The sequence below is a fragment of the Ignavibacteriales bacterium genome (assembly GCA_026390815.1).
Lineage (GTDB): Bacteria > Bacteroidota > Ignavibacteria > Ignavibacteriales > SURF-24 > JAPLFH01.
In genome coordinates, this window is sequence record JAPLFH010000007.1 from 21,060 (window position 1) to 39,945 (window position 18,886).

The 18,886-nt window shown below is 33.9% G+C and carries 13 protein-coding genes; all 13 read left to right on the plus strand.

Annotation, left to right across the window (positions count from 1 at the left end):
* The first annotated feature begins 60 nt into the window (after positions 1-60).
* The 13 genes from NTX22_02535 to NTX22_02595 all read left to right on the plus strand — a co-directional run bounded on the left by NTX22_02535 (position 61) and on the right by NTX22_02595 (position 18,881).
* On the plus strand, positions 61-1,206 hold the full coding sequence (locus NTX22_02535; protein MCX6149384.1) for an acyl-CoA dehydrogenase family protein: 1,146 nt from the start codon (positions 61-63) through the stop codon (positions 1,204-1,206).
* 96 nt (positions 1,207-1,302) lie between these two features.
* Positions 1,303-1,623 carry a thioredoxin gene (gene trxA, locus NTX22_02540; GenBank protein ID MCX6149385.1) on the plus strand — a complete coding sequence of 107 codons (321 nt, stop codon included), beginning with the start codon at positions 1,303-1,305 and terminating at the stop codon, positions 1,621-1,623.
* Positions 1,624-1,831: 208 nt separating this feature from the next.
* Positions 1,832-4,132 (plus strand): T9SS type A sorting domain-containing protein, encoded by a 2,301-nt coding sequence (locus tag NTX22_02545; protein MCX6149386.1) that lies wholly within the window; start codon positions 1,832-1,834, stop codon positions 4,130-4,132.
* A gap of 146 nt (positions 4,133-4,278) precedes the next feature.
* Positions 4,279-5,130, plus strand: a complete 852-nt coding sequence (locus tag NTX22_02550; GenBank protein MCX6149387.1) for a hypothetical protein — start codon at positions 4,279-4,281, stop codon at positions 5,128-5,130.
* A 29-nt stretch (positions 5,131-5,159) separates the two neighbouring features.
* Positions 5,160-8,030, plus strand: a complete 2,871-nt coding sequence (locus NTX22_02555) for a TonB-dependent receptor (protein ID MCX6149388.1) — start codon at positions 5,160-5,162, stop codon at positions 8,028-8,030.
* Between the two features lie 40 nt (positions 8,031-8,070).
* A complete protein-coding gene (locus NTX22_02560; GenBank protein ID MCX6149389.1) occupies positions 8,071-11,334 on the plus strand; it encodes a hypothetical protein in 3,264 nt (1,087 codons plus the stop codon).
* Between the two features lie 62 nt (positions 11,335-11,396).
* The gene (locus NTX22_02565; protein MCX6149390.1) at positions 11,397-12,437 is read left to right on the plus strand and encodes a PorV/PorQ family protein; all 1,041 of its coding nucleotides are present in this window, start codon (positions 11,397-11,399) and stop codon (positions 12,435-12,437) included.
* A gap of 64 nt (positions 12,438-12,501) precedes the next feature.
* Entirely contained in the window at positions 12,502-13,866 is a 1,365-nt protein-coding gene (locus NTX22_02570) for a GWxTD domain-containing protein (GenBank protein ID MCX6149391.1), read from the plus strand.
* Between the two features lie 216 nt (positions 13,867-14,082).
* A complete protein-coding gene (locus NTX22_02575) occupies positions 14,083-15,456 on the plus strand; it encodes a GWxTD domain-containing protein (GenBank protein MCX6149392.1) in 1,374 nt (457 codons plus the stop codon).
* A gap of 11 nt (positions 15,457-15,467) precedes the next feature.
* Positions 15,468-16,343 (plus strand): lysophospholipid acyltransferase family protein, encoded by an 876-nt coding sequence (locus tag NTX22_02580; GenBank protein MCX6149393.1) that lies wholly within the window; start codon positions 15,468-15,470, stop codon positions 16,341-16,343.
* Entirely contained in the window at positions 16,331-17,371 is a 1,041-nt protein-coding gene (locus NTX22_02585) for a glycosyltransferase family 9 protein (protein ID MCX6149394.1), read from the plus strand. The genes NTX22_02580 and NTX22_02585 overlap by 13 nt, the downstream gene beginning before the upstream one ends.
* Complete coding sequence (locus tag NTX22_02590) at positions 17,355-17,987, plus strand: L-threonylcarbamoyladenylate synthase (GenBank protein MCX6149395.1); 633 nt, start codon at positions 17,355-17,357, stop codon at positions 17,985-17,987. Before NTX22_02585 ends, NTX22_02590 begins: the two co-directional genes overlap by 17 nt.
* Before the next feature lie 63 nt (positions 17,988-18,050).
* Positions 18,051-18,881 (plus strand): M23 family metallopeptidase, encoded by an 831-nt coding sequence (locus tag NTX22_02595; GenBank protein MCX6149396.1) that lies wholly within the window; start codon positions 18,051-18,053, stop codon positions 18,879-18,881.
* The last annotated feature ends 5 nt before the right edge of the window (positions 18,882-18,886 follow it).

The window sequence follows — 18,886 nt, forward strand, 5'->3', positions numbered from 1 at the left end:
CGCTTTTGCAATAGAATAATTTTTCTCATCACACACAAAAATAAAAACAGGTGAAAATATATGTTCGAATTCAAATTTACCGAAGAACAAAATATGCTTCGTGAAATGGTTCGCGACTTCGTAAATAAAGAAATAAAACCAATCGCACAAAAAATTGATTCTGAAGAAAAAATACCGAAAGAACTTATAAATAAGTTAGCGGAACTTGGATTACTTGGTGTGGCTTTTCCGGAAGAATACGGAGGCAGCGGTTTTGGTGAAATTGGTTATTGCATTTCTCAGGAAGAAATTGCACGCGGTTGTATGTCCACAGCTACTTTTATTGGCGCTCATCAATCAATTGGTACTAATGCTATTTACCTTGGTGGTTCAGAATATCTTAAAAGGAAATATGTTATTCCTTTAGCAAAAGGAGAAATGATAGCTGCTTTCTGTTTAACCGAAGCACAAGCTGGTTCTGATTCATTCAATCTAAAAACAAAAGCTATTCTTGATGGGAATGAATGGATAATTAACGGCGACAAATTATGGATTACTAACGGCTCAATTGCAGATATAGTTTCTGTGTTTGCAAGAACTCAAAAAGGAATTACTGCCTTTGTAGTTGAAACTAAAACATCTGGATTTAGTGCTGGTCCTGCCGAGAAAAAAATGGGAATCCGTGGCAGTACAACTAACCCAATTACTTTTGATAATGTAAGAGTTCCAAAAGAAAATCTTATTGGTCAGGATGGCAGAGGTTTTATTATAGCTATGAAAACTCTTGATGCCGGAAGATTGGGTCTTGGAGCTGCTTGTTTAGGCGCCGCAAAAGAACTACTTGAATTGTCTACAAGATATGCAAAAGAACGAGAACAATTTGATACTTCCATAAGTAATTTCCAGGCAATTCAATTTTACCTTGCGGAGATGACAGTTCTTATTTATAATATGGAATCTATAGTATATAGAACTGCGGTAGATTATGATTTGAAGAAAAATGTTTCCAGGCAGTCTGCAATTGTTAAATATTTTTGTTCGGAAAGTTTAGATAAAGTTGCCGATTGTGCAGTTCAAATCCATGGTGGAATGGGTTACTCTCGTGAACTTCCAATCGAACGGTATTACCGTGATTCTAGAATTAATAGAATTTTTGAAGGAACAAACGAAATACAAAAAGGAATTATTGCCCGGGACATTCTTAAAAAGAATGGCAAGTGGGATTAGTTAATTTTCTGCTAGCAGTTGGAAATTGATTACAATTCCAAGGTGAAAAACAAAATTTGAATAATAATAGATTTGTGAAAAAGGAGATTTTAAAATATGAAACCGATTCATTTTTCCGATGATAATTTTGAAAAAGAAGTCCTTCAATCCACCCAACTTGTAGTTGTAGATTTTTGGGCTGAGTGGTGTGGTCCTTGCAAAATGATTGCTCCAATCATTGAAGAACTGGCTAATGAATATGATGGTAAGATTAAAGTTGGAAAGCTGGATGTTGATTCTAATCAGCAAACGGCTATTAAATATGGTGTAAGAAGTATTCCAACAATTCTATTTTTAAAAGGTGGAAAAGTTGTTGATTCGATTATTGGTGCAGTCCCAAAATCGCAATTTGTTGCAAAGTTAAATAAGTTAGCCTGAAATATTTATTAGAAAATATTTTGTAAAATGCAAATAAAAAATTTTTCCTTCATTTGGCGATACCCGGAAAATTACTTGACAATACTAAATGTAAATATTATCTTGACCTCAGTTTTAACGGGATTTACGATTTTTATAAGGTTATGAGGACCTTATAGATTTTTGAGTTCAATAAACTTTTAATTTAACAAAATAAGGAGTGTAGATTATGTTGAGAAAAACTACCATTCTCATGCTAGTTCTTGCTTTGCTTCCAATATTAACATTTGCACAGAACAAAGCAATTTTAAAACCCGGGGGCCAAACTATTTATCTTAATTCAAATGAAGATGCCCGGGAAGTTTTTAGTGTTAGTAATTCTAAATATCATAATAAAAGTGTTCTTCCTTTAAGAAATGTTACCGGTATAAATGGCGTAACCGGAACAATTGATACTTTGGACTATAACGGTTTAGGTACTGCTTATACAAGTACTTTCGGTGGTTTTGGACAAGACGTTTTAGTTGGTTGGTTTGTTGCTCCTGCTGATTTAACAATTAAATCAGTTGGATTTGATTGCGGTGACAACCCCGCTGCAGTTAGTGGAGAATTAAAATTATACAAAGTTGGTAATGGCTGGACAGTTTCTAAACTTAAATCAATTACAACTGCTTTAAATTTAGGTTACTGGATTGCAAAAGGAAATGGATTTAATGACATTGCTCCATTTGAAGATGAAGCTACAGAACCTAAAACCTGGGTTGCTCACTCAGCAAATGCATTAACACCATTTGTTGAAGATATTTGGAGTGATGCTGGAACTGGTGCTCCTGTTACTCCTGCAGATGATGCTGATCGTACTACTTATCAATGGGTTGAAATGAACCTTTTAGGTTTTGAACCTGAAATTAAAGGTGGTGAAATTTTTGCAATTATTCTTAAAAATGCCGATCCACAATTTGATTTAAACAGATTTGGTGTTATGGCAAGTACAGAAGTTAAATATGGTTTGTTTAAATATTATGCTAATGGCAGAACTTCTAATGATACTTCAACAGCAGGCTGGTGGAAGAGAGAATATCTGCTTAATATTGCTGCAGCAGTAGACATTACTGGTGATACTCCTCCAACGGTTTCTGGTGTAAAGAATCCAAGAGGAACGTTAGATGTAGGACCGATGGAAATTACTGCTACTTTAACAGATATTAATCCTGGTGGCGGTCCTGCTGGTATTAAAGAAGCTTTTGTTATTTATTCTACTGATAAAGATACTGCAAAAAAAGAAGTTGCAATGGCTGTTAAAAGTGGCAACATTTGGGCTGGTTCAATTCCAGGTCAAGAACCAGCTACTTGGGTATATTTTAAAGTAAAAGCCGCTGATATGAATGACAATGTTACTTTTGGTCCAGATAGACAATATTTTGTGTTTGGTCCAACTGCTGGTGTAAATACATTATTAGTATTTAATGGTTATAGCTATTTAGGTGCTGCTGCAGATCAATACCCACAAAACTATTATTTTGGTATTGATGATTTTGCTGCATATAAAACTTTAGAATTCAAGCATGATATTTGGGCATATGGTCCATTATCAAAAGCTTTAGTAGATAACTATACAAATATTATTGAAATTGCAGCTCCAACAGCTACATACTATACAGATGCTGTTTACCGAGACTGGTTAGCTGCTGATGCACACCACAATTTAATGATCGCTGGTCAGGAATGGCTTGGCGCAAGATACGGTTATGCTGATTCAACTTTTGGAGCCGGATCTTTTGAATATGATATTTTTGGTATTACACATAGTTATAACGATGTTAGCTATGATGGTACTGCAGGTCAAAACCTGCCTTCAAAACTTACAGTTCCGAATCCTGCTTCAATAATTACTGGTCCAATGTTAGCTAAATTCAACTCTATTGTACCAGTTCCGGATTCATTAAACTATGATCCATACTACGAAATTAACACCTCTTATACCAACTGGATAGATGGATTTGATGTAGTTGATGGACAAGCAGTTGATTTACAAGTTGAAACACGCGGTGTTTTAGGTGCACCAAAAGTTGAAACTTTAAACTGCGCAACACATCGTGAATTACCTGCAGGTAACAAAATTGTTTTCTTAGCCTACGATCCTCTATCAGTAAATACTAGACCTAATTATTATTGGTTAGGCTTTAGTGCAACCTCCCCACAAGATCAAGTTCTAACATGGTTTGGTGTTCAGGTTAATGTAGAAAAAATGATTGATAATAAACCAAATAAATTTGCATTATCACAGAACTATCCAAACCCATTTAACCCAGCTACAACAATATCATTTTCAGTTCCAGAAAGAAGCAGCGTTAGTCTTAAGATTTATGATATGTTAGGTAAGGAAGTGCTTACCTTAATCAACGGTGTAAAAGATGCCGGTTCTTATGAATTTAATTTTGATGCTTCAAAGTTAACTTCTGGACTGTATGTCTATACTCTCACCGCTGGTAATTTTACTGCTTCTAAAAAAATGATGTTGTTGAAGTAATCTCGGCTAAATAATTTTAAAGTAGATTGCCTACTCCATAGTGAGTGGGCAATCTTATTTTAGAAAAAAACATGACATTTTAGTAGTCTAATGTTTGAGATTCTAAAGCTAAAATAGTTCATCCTAAAATTATTATGAGGTCAAGAATGTCCTTTAAACTTATAAAAAACTTTGTAATTGTTGGGCTTTTTATCACTCTTGTATATATGAGCGGTTGTATAGAAGAGCCAACAATTGCACCTATAAAAAGACCGTTCTCATCAACGAGGATTGGTAATTTTGCATATAATGCAGAATCAATAAATGTTACTATATACAATCCGGATAATACAACTATTGTTAAAAATGATATAAAGAGAAATACAATTACAGATTATTTTGATCTGCCATCTGGAAAAAGAAGAGTTGTTGTTATAAATGCAGGAAATGGTGATACGCTTATTGTTAAAGAGATTGAATTTTCATCTTATGAAGAAAGTGGTATTTATTTTACGGGTTATTTTTCAAAAAGCAATTTAGAAAACACTTTTGCATTTGTTTCAGATGCGGAAGGTGATACTTATGTAGAAGAAAAACCGGCTGCTGGAAAAACCTGGATTAGATGGATCCATCTAAGCGGTGATTCTAAAATAGAAGCTGGGAAAAAAGTGCTTGTTCATGTTAGGTTAACCAATCCTGGAAGCACAAAGAAAGATTCTGCAACAATGTTTGCCGCAGTTGGATCAATATCATATGCTTATGGTGTATTGGAATTTCCAAACGTGAAAAGCACAGTAAATAAAGTTGTTAAAAAATATCACGATTCACTCGTGGTTACTGGTAAAGTTCATTTTAGTATAGTAAATGCTAATAGCCTTAAAGATACATTAGCTTGGCTTAACACTACCATAGAACCAGGTTATATTTATAATCTCTACATTACTGGTGAACCTAATGATAGTACTACAATGAAGATTTTTGAAAGCAAACAGCTTCCACTTCCAGCTCGACCAAAATGATTAAAGAAAAAATATTCGGGAGATAGATTATGTTAAAAAAGTTTCAATTAATTTTAATATTCACCTTCTTACCTGTTTTTCTTTATGCACAAACTGGTAAGATAGTTGGAAAAGCTACTGACCTACAAACTGGTGATCCTCTTATTGGTGCTAATATAATTGTTGAAGGGACCAGCTTAGGGGCAGCAACCAACGCTAATGGTGAATATGTTATCTTAAACGTACCACCTGGTACATACACCGTTAAAGCACGCTATTTAGGTTATCGCGAGGTTACATATCAAAATATTAAATTGTCTGTTAACTTAACTACAGAAGTAAATTTCGAATTACCCACAGAAGCATACCAAACAGAAACGGTTACAGTAGTTGCGCCAAAACCATTAATAAATAAAAACACAACTAATGCTACCAGCATTGTTAGGCAGGAAGATATTGAAAATATTCCTATTAGAGGTGTTAATAATATTGTTGCTACACAAGCTGGTGTTGTTGAACAAGGTGGTAATCTATATGTTCGCGGCAGCCGATCTGATGCCGTTGCATTTTATGTAGATGGAGTCTTGGTTAATAATCCAGTTTTAGGTGGATCTCGTACACAGGTAATAAACAATGCAATTGAAGAAATTCAATTTCAGGCTGGTGGTTATTCAGCAGAGTTTGGTGGAGCAAATGGTGGTATTGTTAGCACGCAAACCAGAACCGGCGCCGAAAATTATAAATTAAGTTTTGAAGGAATTACCGATCACTTTACAGAAACTGGAAAGAAGTTCCTTGGTACATATTCATATGGTTCTTCTGAGTATGTATTAACAGCTGGTGGTCCAATTATTCCAGGTAGAAAAGATCTAAAATTCTTCCTAGCCGCAAATAATACTTACCAGGGATCGCCTGCTAATTTTTACAAGGGTTTTGATTTTAAGAATGTATATGATCCATCTTTAGCAGCTGGTGGTACAGCTGATACCTTTGATGTTTACTATCCTGACGGTATTAATGCAAGTAGTGAACAAAATACATATCAGGTACAGGGGAATCTTTCCTGGGATCTTAATCCGTTCACAATTCGTTTAAATGGTGGATTTACATATACGGAAGGAAGAAACGGAATTGGGAGACAGGCATACAACAACCATGATAGAGCTGGTCTTAATCAAGGACAAACTATAACTTCAAGTCTAAAATTAACTCATGTTATAAATCCAAATTCATTTTATGATATTATCTTAAATGTATTTGATGATTTTTTTGTCAATATGGATCCCGTTTTCAAACATAATATTGCTGCTTATGGAGATTCAATACAGAATGCATTGTACGGTACTACTCTTAAGCGCGACGGTGCTGATGCTGACCCATATACAGCCTACGGCTTCCAATTTGAAAAAGGGACAATCCCTTACGATTTATACCAAAAACAAAAAACACTGTCATTTGGAGGTAAAGCAAATTTCCTTTATCAGGCCGGGCTGCATCACGAATTAAAATTTGGTGGTGAATACACATATTATACAATCAGAAGATATTCTTTTGCTCCGGAACAGCTTGCTGCAAATGCTAAATCAGTTGCAGATGGAAGTATAAACAGAATTTACGCAAGGCTTGATAATTATGGGTATGATGTTTATGGTAACCAATCCGACGCTGGATTTGATAAAGCCAGACATCCCGTATTTGCCGCAGCTTATTTCCAGGATAAAATTGAATTTCCGGATCTTGTAATTAATGCTGGTTTAAGACTCGATTATATAAACATTGATGCTCAAATTTTTAAAGATCCAACAAATATTGTTTTTACTCCGGATAATCTTATTGATCCAACAAGTTTGAAAGATGTAGATCCATTACTTCAAGTAAGTCCTAGATTGGGATTCTCTTTTCCGGTTACAGAAAGAACAGTGTTCCATGCCCAGTATGGAAAGTTTGTTCAGCAAACAAGGTTAAGAGATGTTTTTCAAGGTATAAACTTAATTGCTGATAATATTAAAGGTGGCTTTGCAATTCAAAATCCGGTTGGATTTGGCTTGCGACCAGAAAGAACTACTTCCTACGAAATTGGATTTAAACAACAGATAGGTGAAGTTTTTGCATTTGATATTACCGGTTTTTACAAAGATATAAAAGATCAGATTCAAATAAGAACTATTTACGGTGCAGCTAATAGCAGCACTCCTGCTTATTATGCATGGGTTAATGGCGATTTTTCTACTGTTAAAGGAATTGAATTCAAATTGGATTTAAGAAGAACCCAAAGAGTATCAGCAACATTTGATTATACATATTCTGATGCCGAAGGTACAGGTTCAAATCCTTCTACTTCGTTCAGAGCTATTTGGCAATCGCCAACTGGTGTTCCTTTCTTCCCTATGCAGATTTCTCCATTAGATTTCAACCAGGCTCATCGAGCATATATAAATGTTGATTATCGGTTTGATACTGACGATGGTCCTGCTGTTTTAGGTAGTAAACCATTGGAGAATTTGGGTGTAAGTATACTAATGTCCTTCAACAGTGGTTTTAACTTTACAAGGTGGGAAGGATATGGAAATTCCCGTGTACCTCTTGAACCTTTAAATGCATCTACTACACCATGGACTTATCAAATAGATGCAAGATTAGATAAAACAATTAAACTTGGACCAGTGGCGTTGAATATTTACATCCTGGTTGCCAATTTACTAAACACTCAAAATGTCGTAGCAGTATTCAATAATACTGGTGATGCTTACGATAACGGATTTTTAAACGATGCACAAGGTAAAGCAATTACAGAGGGATACCGGACTTATGGCGAAGATAAAGCGCAGGAATATTCTCAGCTATATAAAGCTTTAAATTATGCTTCGGGTAATTTTGGTACACCAAGACAGATTAAATTAGGCATAAGACTTAATTATTAAAAACCTGATTTAATTATAAAAATTATATGGAGATTGAAAAATGAATAAAAAAAGATGGATTTATTTTCTGCTATTTATCGTTTTTCTTTGCTCTGCTTCATTAAGCGTTGCAAAAGAAAAAGAAGGTGATAAAGACAAGCGGTTATATAAAACTAATTCCAATGATTATAGTAATTTCATCACCATAAACCAGATATTTATGTGGTGCGAAAACAATGGTGATGGTTCACACGATCCCCGAACAGATGGACAAGGTTTTTATTGGCCAGGTGGTGAGAGCGCAACTCTTGGAGTTGTATTTGAAGATGGCTTGGTTTGGGCAGGAAAAATTGGTCGTGAAGTTAGAATGAATGGTAATACACATCGTCAGGGTTTGCAGGCTGGTAAAATTTTGGAAAATGGGCAAGCTGATGATGTATCTAAAGAAAAATACCGGGTTTATAAAATTAGAAAAACATGGGAAAGTTTTCCTCCGGGAGATTTAAGAAATCAATATCAAAAAGATCTGGAAGAATGGCCAGTTGAAGATGGTGCCCCCTGGGAAGACAAGAATGGTAATGGAAAATATGATGTTGGTGAAGCTCAATTTGTTGGTGATGAAGTTTTGTGGTATGTAGCCAACGATTTAGATCCGACCAGGTCTACCTTTACTTACGGTTCACAACCGATTGGACTAGAACAACAATGTACAATTTTTGGATTCCAACGGACCGGTGATTTAGGAGATATTCTTTTTAAGAAATACAAGATGATCAACAAAGGTCAAAATACTATGTCAAATATGTATTTTGGGATGTGGACTGATACAGATTTAGGTGATGGCAACGATGATTATACCGGCTGTGATACTTTATTAAGTTTGGGTTATACCTACAATGCGACGAACAACGATGCAACATTTGGTGCTGCACCTCCTTCAATGGGATATGACTTTTTCCAGGGACCTATAGTTCCGGGTGAACCGTTAGACAGTGCTAAATTTGATGGAAAATGGAGGAAGAGTTTTAAGAATCTTCCTATGACAGGATTTATAGCTTACATTAATGGCAGCGCACTTTTACCGGATCCTTCGCAAGGACAATATAAAGGTACACTGGAGTTCTATAATTATTTACAAGGGATAATTTGGAATGGTACTCCGTTCATAGATCCAATAACAAATAAAGTAACTACAAAAATTCTTTATGGTGATCCGGTTGCGGGAACCGGTTGGTATGAAGGACCAAAAGGCTGGCCTGGTGGTAGTTTTGCCCCTGGTGATAGAAGACATTTAATGTGTTCCGGTCCTTTTACTATGGCACCGGGCGATACACAAGAAATTGTTGTGGGTTTAGTTATTGCCCGAGGATCGAGCAATTTAAATAGTGTTACTGAATTAAAGAGAAAAGATCTTGCGGCGCAAATTGCGTATGATCTTGATTTTAAATTGACCGATGCCCCTCCTCAGCCAGTTTTACATGGGCTTCCACAGGATGCTGCTATTTCTCTTTGGTGGGAACCAAATGCTGAGAGCTACAAAGCAAAAGATCCTCTATTACCTGATCAAATAAGATTTAATGTAAATGAAAAAGAAATTTTAATTGATGTTACAAACAAAGATTATGTCTTTGAAGGATATAGAGTTTGGCAATATGAAGATATGGCTGGTTCTAATCCCAAATTGTTAGCCATTTACGATATTAAAAATGGAATTAAAGATATTTATAATTATCAATATGATTATTTATTAGTCAATGGTCAGATTAATCCAAAAATTCTAATTCAGGCTCCGAATGATGGCATTAGAAGATTTATAAATCTCAGTACAAATGCTTATACAAATGGTCCATTCTATAATGGAAATCCATATTACTTTGGAGTTACTGCTTATGGCGTTTCTAAATATAGTGATCCGCCATATCTTGAATGTACTCCATCAATTATGGAAGTTCGTCCATCAACCCGTAAGGCTGATTATAATACGCCATATGATGATGGACAATCTGTAATTGCAAATCATACTGCTGGGCACGGGGATGGTAAAATTACTTTTAGGATTGTTGATCCACAGTCTTTAACCGGGGATAATTATAAAGTTGTAATTAAAGGACAGGAAGGCGATACTTTAAATGCATTACGATACGATTTGATAAATGTTACTAAAGGTGATACCTTATTGAAAAACAAGACAGATTTTATAACTGGTTATGTTTCCAGTCAGGATTCGCTTGTGCGTGGAATTAGAACATTAGCTGACACAATTAACAAACCTGTTATTCAGGGATTCCAATTATATGTTCAGAATGTAGGAAAAGATGCAATAAGTGGTGTACCTACCAGATATCGTATAAAAGAAGTAAATGAAATTAAAGGTCCCGGTGGTACAATTCTACAACAACCAGTTCCTGTTTTAAATGAACTTAATTCAACAAGAAAATGGATGATTAAACCCAAGGGCACTTTGAAAAGATTGATTTGGCAAGATAAAAAAGAAAATGAAGGTCTTGGTTATCTCGATTATGAAATCAGGTTTGGTACCCCATCTATGTTCTTTGTTGCTGGTTATAAACCATCATTCAATCCAGCCTTGGCAGATGATAGTGTTGGTACAGGTACAGTTCCATTTGAAATTTGGAATATCGGAAGAGATCCCAATTCTACTGCCGATGATACATTATTAACCATAAAAATTTTGGATTATGACAAAGGAGATTCGACTCGCGCTGTTAAAGATAGAATTTGGACAAAATTATCTTTAGGTGCAAATGATGGTGATTGGGAGGAAATTTATGCTTTAATGACATCTTGGGATCCTCACAATTTGCCAATTAAGTCTGGAAAATCTAAACCAACCGATCATAGATTCGGCGCTTTATCATTCAGTGGTGATGTACCGGAACAAGGGACTGTAATAAGAATTACTTCTTACAAACCATTAACTAATGAAGATGTATATGAAGCTACTTTAGTGGCTCCTAAATTTAATGATTTAAATCTAGCTAAAACCCAATTGGATAAAATTACCGTTTTTCCAAATCCATATTTTGGTGCAAACTCATTAGAAAGAGATAAGTATCAAAGAATTGTTAGATTTACTAATCTTCCCAAAGATGTAACTGTTAGAATATTTTCTTTAGCTGGCATCTTTATACGCAAATTAGAGAAAGGAGATAATAGCCCTTGGATGGATTGGGATTTAAGGAATGCAGATGGATTACCAATAAGCAGTGGTATGTACATTGCATATTTAGATATGCCTGGTGTAGGTACAAAGATACTTAAGATAGCTGTTATTTCAGAAACGCAATATATCGATAGGTTATAAAAGATTAGAGGGAGTTTCTCCCTCTGACTTAAAAATTATTAAAACATTAAGGAGTTTTAAAGATGTTTAAGAAAAATATACTGTTAATAATTATAACTCTGTTGGTATGTATATCTTTAACAGATATCTATGCTGGCGGAGATAGGAGAAATGGAACTGCAGGGGCACAAGAACTCCTGCTTCCTGTAGGAGCCCATGGATTTGCTCTAAGTAGTTCCTATGTAGCAGGATTGGAAGGGATAGAAACTATTTTTTATAATCCTGCTGGTCTTGGTGCAATGAAGAAATCTGCAGAAGCAATGTTTTCTCATATGAGTTATATTGCAGATATTGGAGTTTCTTATGCTGCAGTAGCTGTTCGTTTTGAAGGTTTTGGTTCCATAGCATTTAATGTTAAAACAATTGATTTTGGTGAAATTCCAGTTACAACAGTACAAAGTCCTTACGGAACTGGCTCTACATTTTCACCAACATTTGTTGTTGCTGGTATTACTTATTCTAATGCTATTACTGATAGAGTTAGAGTTGGTGTTACTGCAAATATCATCACCGAAAAAATATTAGCTACAAGCGCTTCCGGTCTTGCCTTTACAGCAGGAGTACAATACTATGGTATTGCTGGTGTTGAAGGATTAAAATTTGGCATAGTTTTAAAAAATATTGGTCCACAAATGAAATTTGATGGAGCTGATCTTTTAAGAACTGCATCAGAGGAACAAGCAAACAGAGGTTTGCAAAATTATAAAATTGATGCAGCAGGATTTGAACTGCCCTCTCAATTGGAATTAGGTTTAGCGTACGAGAAAAACTTTACAGATGATTTTAAAGCTTTATTATCAACCTCATTTACTAATAATAACTTTCTAAATGATGAATATAAATTTGGTGGCGAATTAAGTTATGCAAATTCTTTCTTTGTTCGCGGCGGTTATACTTACACAAAGGAAGGTGCCGATAATCCGCAAGATCAACAATTATTTGGACCTACATTTGGCGCTGGCTTTAATGTAAATGCAGGAATTGATGTTACAGTTGATTATGGTTACCGGTGGGCACGTTATTTCGATGCGAACCACATGTTCTCAGTAAAATTAGGTTTTTAATAAATAATATTTTAATCTGTTCAGAAAGGCTGGAAATCCAGCCTTTCTTTTTATGTAAAATGATATGAAAAAGTTTGTATTAATTCTGTTTATCTCATTTAATATTTTTGCTCAAAGCAAGTTTACAATAGATGTTGATTATGCAAGATTTCGCTTTGATGATTCTACCGGTTATTTAGAGATTTATTATGGATTCCATCAAAATGAACTTAAACCAATAAAAGCCAATGGTAAATTGGTAGTAAACGGAATAATAAATGTCTTATTGAAAGAAAAGGATTCCGGTAAAATTATAGTTAATAAATCCTGGCAGATTTCAAATGATGTAGATTCAAATTCTGTGGCAGATAACCAAGAATTAAATGGTATTTTAAGTTTTCAACTAAGTTTTAATACTTACAATTGTTCTATCAAAGCTAAAGATGGAAATAACATTGCGGCGATTGATTCTCTATCATTTGATGTAAAAATTGAACCTATCGAAACGCAAAAATTTTCAATTAGCGATATCCAATTAGCAAGCACAATTACCAAGTTAGTTAGCAAAACCAATTCCTTCTTTAATAAAAATAATTTTGAAGTTATACCTAACCCACTTTTGGTATATGGAGAAAAATTACCTGTACTTTATTTCTATAGTGAATTTTATAATATTCCGAAGGATTTAAAAAGTAATTTTCTTAAAGTTAATTACACATTGTTTAATTATTCTGAAAAAAATATTTATAATAAATCAAAATTTATTTCTACCGCAAATCCTTTCATTGTTGATGTTGGTGCCATCAATATACTTAAATATCCTTCTGGAGTTTACAAGCTAACAGTGGAATTGTTGGACACAGTTTCTAATACTTCTTTTTTTTCAGATAAAAAGTTGTATATATATAATCCTGGAGTAAAAGATACAACTCATCTATCCTCCGAATATTCTAAATTACTTTCAACTGAGTTTTCCTATATGGAAATTGATGAACTCGAGAGGTACTTTGATTTTAGCAGATATATAGCTACTAACTCTGAACTTGAAGAATGGGGAAGATTAAATTTGGCATCTTCAAAGCAGCAATTCCTATCCAAATTTTGGCAGGATAAAAACAAATTATTTACACAAGATGGTAAAAATTTTCAATCAGAATATTTGAATAGAATTGATATGGCTAACCAACGCTATTCAACTTTTCAAAAGAAAGGTTGGAAAACTGACCGGGGCAGAGTTTTTATAAAATATGGTGAACCTGGTGAGATTGTTAGAAATCCTTCGCAAGCCGATACCAAGCCATATGAAACTTGGAATTATTATGAACTGGAAGGTGGTGTAATTTTTGTTTTTGCCGAAATGCAGGGTTTTGGTGATTATACTCTTGTACACTCAACAAAAAGAGGTGAATTGAGAGATGATAACTGGCAACGTAAAATAAACACAGAATAGTTTTATTTAACTAAGCTATTCACGCTATCCAAACTTACTAGAAATTTCCAGAATATATATCAAACCAAAATAGTTTATTGTTTGTAATAAATGCACAATTAATTCCGCTAAACATTTTACCACCTAAATTTAATAGTATAATATTAAATCTATCGACTTTTTATTTATAATGTAGTAATTTCAACTTGGAAATTTTAAAATTGATACAGGCTTGAAATGAAGAAATTATTTTTACTTATTCTGTTGTTTTTGTCTTTCAAATCATTTGGACAAAAATCTTTTGATTTTGATTTCGATTACGCACGTTTTGCTTATGATTCCACATCAAACTTTTTGGAATTATATTATTCATTCAACCAGCAGAACCTCACTTTATCAAAAACAAGCACAGGTTTATTCCTTCAGGCTGTTTTATTTATCGAAATTCAGGATACAATTTCAAAAAAATATTTATTAAGGAAAAATTGGAAAATTGAAAATCCTTTAAATGATACTACCGAACTGCATACAAATAAAAGCTTGATTGGAGTAGTTGGATTTGCGGTTCCAAAAGGTATTTACAAATGTACATTATCAGGTTTTGATGCCCAGGATAGCACAAAAAGAAAAACACTTACGGAATTAATAAAAATCGAACCTTTCGTTGATAATAAAATTTCAATCAGCGACATTCAACTTTGTTCTAATATCAAACAGGAAGGTGCTGAATCTAAATCAATTTTTTATAAAAATACTCTTGAGGTTTATCCTAATCCAACAATGGTATTTGGTGCAGGTATGCCTGTATTGTTTTATTATTCTGAAATTTACAATTTAAAAGTTGATTCCTTACCCAAGCCCCTAAAATTAAGAACTGCTCTTTATAATAGCCGTGGACAGAAAGTAAGTGAGAAATATAAAGCCATCGTCCTTAATGCTAATTCGCGCGTGGAAGTTGGTACCTTAAATCTTACAAAATATCCAACGGATACTTACACTTTAGCACTTTCAATAATTGATAGTTCTTCTAATTATGGAATATCTTCTACTAAAAGATTTTTCATTTATAATCCTTCTGTAAAGGACACGGTAAAAGTTGCAAATATAAATAGCGATATTCTAAGCAGCCAGTTTAATGTGTTTAGCGATGAAGAATGTGATCAATTATTTGAGAAAGGAAAGTATTTAGCCTCGCCAATAGAACTTGAACAATATGCCAAACTTGATTCCACAAAAAGTAAACGCGAATTTTTATATCAGTACTGGAAGAGAAGAGATCAGGATCCTTCAACAGCAGAAAATGAGTTTTATAATGATTATATGAACAGGGTAAAAGTATGTGAGGAAAGATATGGGACTATAAACAAACGCGGGAATAAAACTGATAGGGGTAGAGTTTTTATTCTTTATGGTGAACCGGATGAGATTGATAGATACCCCAACGACATAGACAAAAAACCTTACGAAATATGGCAGTATAACCAGATTGAAGGTGGTGTAATGTTTGTATTTGGTGATGTTACAGGTTTTTCTAATTACGAACTTCTTCACTCAACTAAGAGAGGAGAACTGCGCGATGATAATTGGCTCCGCAGAATTCAAACGAATTAGGGCGGATATAAGTGTATATACAAAATAGAATAGAATATATTCTCTTTATTTCATTTGTCCGATTTTTCAACTTGATTGGATTTGAACGAGCAAGACGTTCAGCTAAAATAATTGCATTTATTATTTTTTATTTTATTCCAATTAGAAAATCTACAGTTATTTCTAATTTGAAAACTGCCTTCCCGGAATATTCTGAAAAGGAAATTAACAAACTTGCTTTCAGATCTTATATTAGTTTTTCAATAACACTAAGTGAGATATTTTGTTTGCCATATATATCCAGAGAAAAATTGAAATCCCAAATGGATTGCCCACAAATTGATTTTGTGCGTGAGGTTTATAATAAAGGAAAAGGAATGCTAATTATGACGGCGCATTTTGGTAATTGGGAGCTTTGTGCAACTGCTATCGGTGCGCAACTTGACCTTCCAGTTTATGTCGTTGCTAAAAATCAGAGAAACCCTTTTGTTACCAAATGGTTAAATATGATGCGTGAAAGTTTTGGGAATAAAGTTACTCCACTTGGCGTTTCAATTAAAAATGTTTACAAGGAATTATTAAATAAAAATATTTTAGGTATTGTCGGGGATCAACGCGGTCCGCGGGAAGGTATTAGAGTTAATTTTTTTGGTAAAAGTACTTCCGTATATCCGGGGGCGGCATTTCTTGCTGTTAAAACTGGGTCTCCGATAGTTGTTTCAATAAATCCTAGACTGGAGAATTTTAAATACAAAGTTTTTACTGAGTTCATTGATCCCAAAATGCTAACCGGCACTGATGAAGAAAAAATTCTTGAGATCAACCAAAAATATTTTTCAATCCTTGAAAGTACGATTCGTAAATATCCCGACCAATGGTTCTGGATGCACAAAATATGGAAGTATTAAACAAGGAAAGAATTTTAGTAATTCAAACGGCATTTATAGGTGATGCTGTTTTAACACTTCCAATGCTGCAAAAGCTAAAGGAAACATTTCCCGATTGCCAGTTAGATGTTATTTGTAATCCGGTTACTGAAGAAATATTTTTAGCAAGTCCATTTGTAAATTCTGTTATTGTTTATGATAAACGGGGAAAGCAGAAATCTTTTTTTCAGTTATTAAAGTTTGTAAAGATAATCCGGAATAAACATTATACCAGAATTTATTCTCTACATCGGTCATTCCGTTCAGCATTGATTGTTATGTTATCCAATGTTCGGGAAACATATGGATTTACAAATTCTTCATTTCGATATGTTTACAAAAATTTAACTCCTTACAATCTGAATCATCACGAAGTAAAAAGAGATTTGGATTTAATCGGTTTTGATTCTTCTAATGAAAAATGGAAAATACTTCCAATCATTTCTGTTAATGAAGTTATCAAAAAAAATGTGGAAACTTTTCTATTAGATTTTAAGGATAAAAACCTTGTTGCTGTGGCTCCCGGCGCTGTTTGGGAAACGAAAAAATATCCAGCAGAATATTTTTCTGAATTAATAAAATTCTTGAAGGATAATAATTTTACAGTTGTCTTAATCGGTAGCCAGTCAGATTCCAGCTTGTGTGAGAATATTGCTACCAAATTTGATGGCGGTGTTATTTCATCTGCAGGAAAATTTTCTGTTCCAGGCACAGTGCAGCTTTTAAGAAGTTGCGAACTACTTATTACAAATGATAGTGCACCAACTCATTTTGCAATGGCAGCAAATATTCCGGCAATTACAATTTACTGCTCAACAATTGCCGGGTTTGGATTTTATCCTTATACTAAAAATAGCTGTACAATAAGTTATAATGAGTTAAAATGTAAACCTTGTGGAATTCACGGATATAAATCTTGTCCAATCAAAACTTTCGATTGTGCGCATAAGCTGGAAATAGAAAAAATTAAAAAACAAATAATGAATATCTTGGATGAAAGAAATAAATAAACTGGTTTTAATCGAAGACAATTTCAACTCAGCGATTCAATTGGCAATTCAGATTTACGATGCAGGCGGAGTTTTTGTTTACCCAACTGATACAATATATGGTTTAGGTGGTAATCCGTTTGATGAAAGAACAATAAAAAAAATTAATGAGATTAAAGGAAGAATTGAAAATCAGAAGTTCATATTCCTGGTAAGCGATTTGGATGAACTTAAAAATTATGTTCAAATAAAGACTGATTTGCTGCATGATTTCCTTAACAGAATTTGGCCTGCGCCAGTTTCCATTATTCTGGAATTGAATGGAGAAACTTCAAAGAAGTTAAAAGTACCTACAGCGGCGTTCAGAATTCCGAATCATAAATTTTGTTCGGTCCTTTTATCAAGAATCAATTCACCTTTAATCTCCACAAGCGTTAATAAAAGTGGAAAACATCCAGTAAACGATGAAAAAATTATTCTAAACGAATTTGGTGAAGAATTGGATGCGATATTTTATTCTAAAAATAAATCTATCTTTTCAGCTTCCACCTTAATTGATTTAACACGTGACAATCCAAAACTAATTAGGGAAGGTGCAGTTAAGTTTGAAAGTATATTGCGAAAATTCTACACATAATTATTTTTCTAAACAATAAATTGATTTTTCCTTTCTCCTTCTTTAACTTTGAATCAAGTTACTATGGACATATCTAAAATAAAAAATATTAAGGATTACTCTTTTCTTATCATTCCAAATTTTCATGGAATACAAACCAAGAGTCATAAATTATCCGGAGTAATCCTGTTATTGTATATAATTGGATATACAATTGTGCTTGGAGTATTTTTCTATTTACTTTTTAGTTTTACCCCTGCAAAATATTTACTCCCTTTTGATACGAGCGGATTATACAAAAGTAAAAGTGGAGAAATTCAATCGTTGAGCAAGCAGGTTTATTTCCTTACAAGGGAGTTAGAGAGTCTTTCATCACTTAATAAAAAACTTAGAATTGCTATTACAATGGGTGATTCCCAAATGATTGACTCTATTAAACAAGTGAAAAAAAAGATTGACAATAAAGTAAGTCCATACGGTGGAAATATTTTATTTATCATCCAAAGGCTTTTCTTTCCTGTGCAAAAAGATTCTATCATCCAACGAACATTTTTTATGAGACCGATTCCTAACGGATTTGTAAGCCAAAAGTTTGAGGAAGAAAAAGGTCACTTTGGGATTGACTTTGCAGTTAAAACCGGAACGCCTGTTCTTGCTGCCGCGGGTGGATACATAATTTTTGCGGATTATACTTCTGCTGATGGTTATATGATAATAATCCAACATGAGAACAATTATACAACTGTATATAAGCACTGTGCAGAATTGAACAAGAAAGTTAGAGATCACGTAGTTCAAGGTGAAACGATTGCATTAAGCGGTAATACTGGTTTCAATACTACCGGTCCGCATCTTCACTTTGAAATTTGGCAAGATGGACAAACAATCGATCCAACTACAGTTTTAATTAATTAATGGAG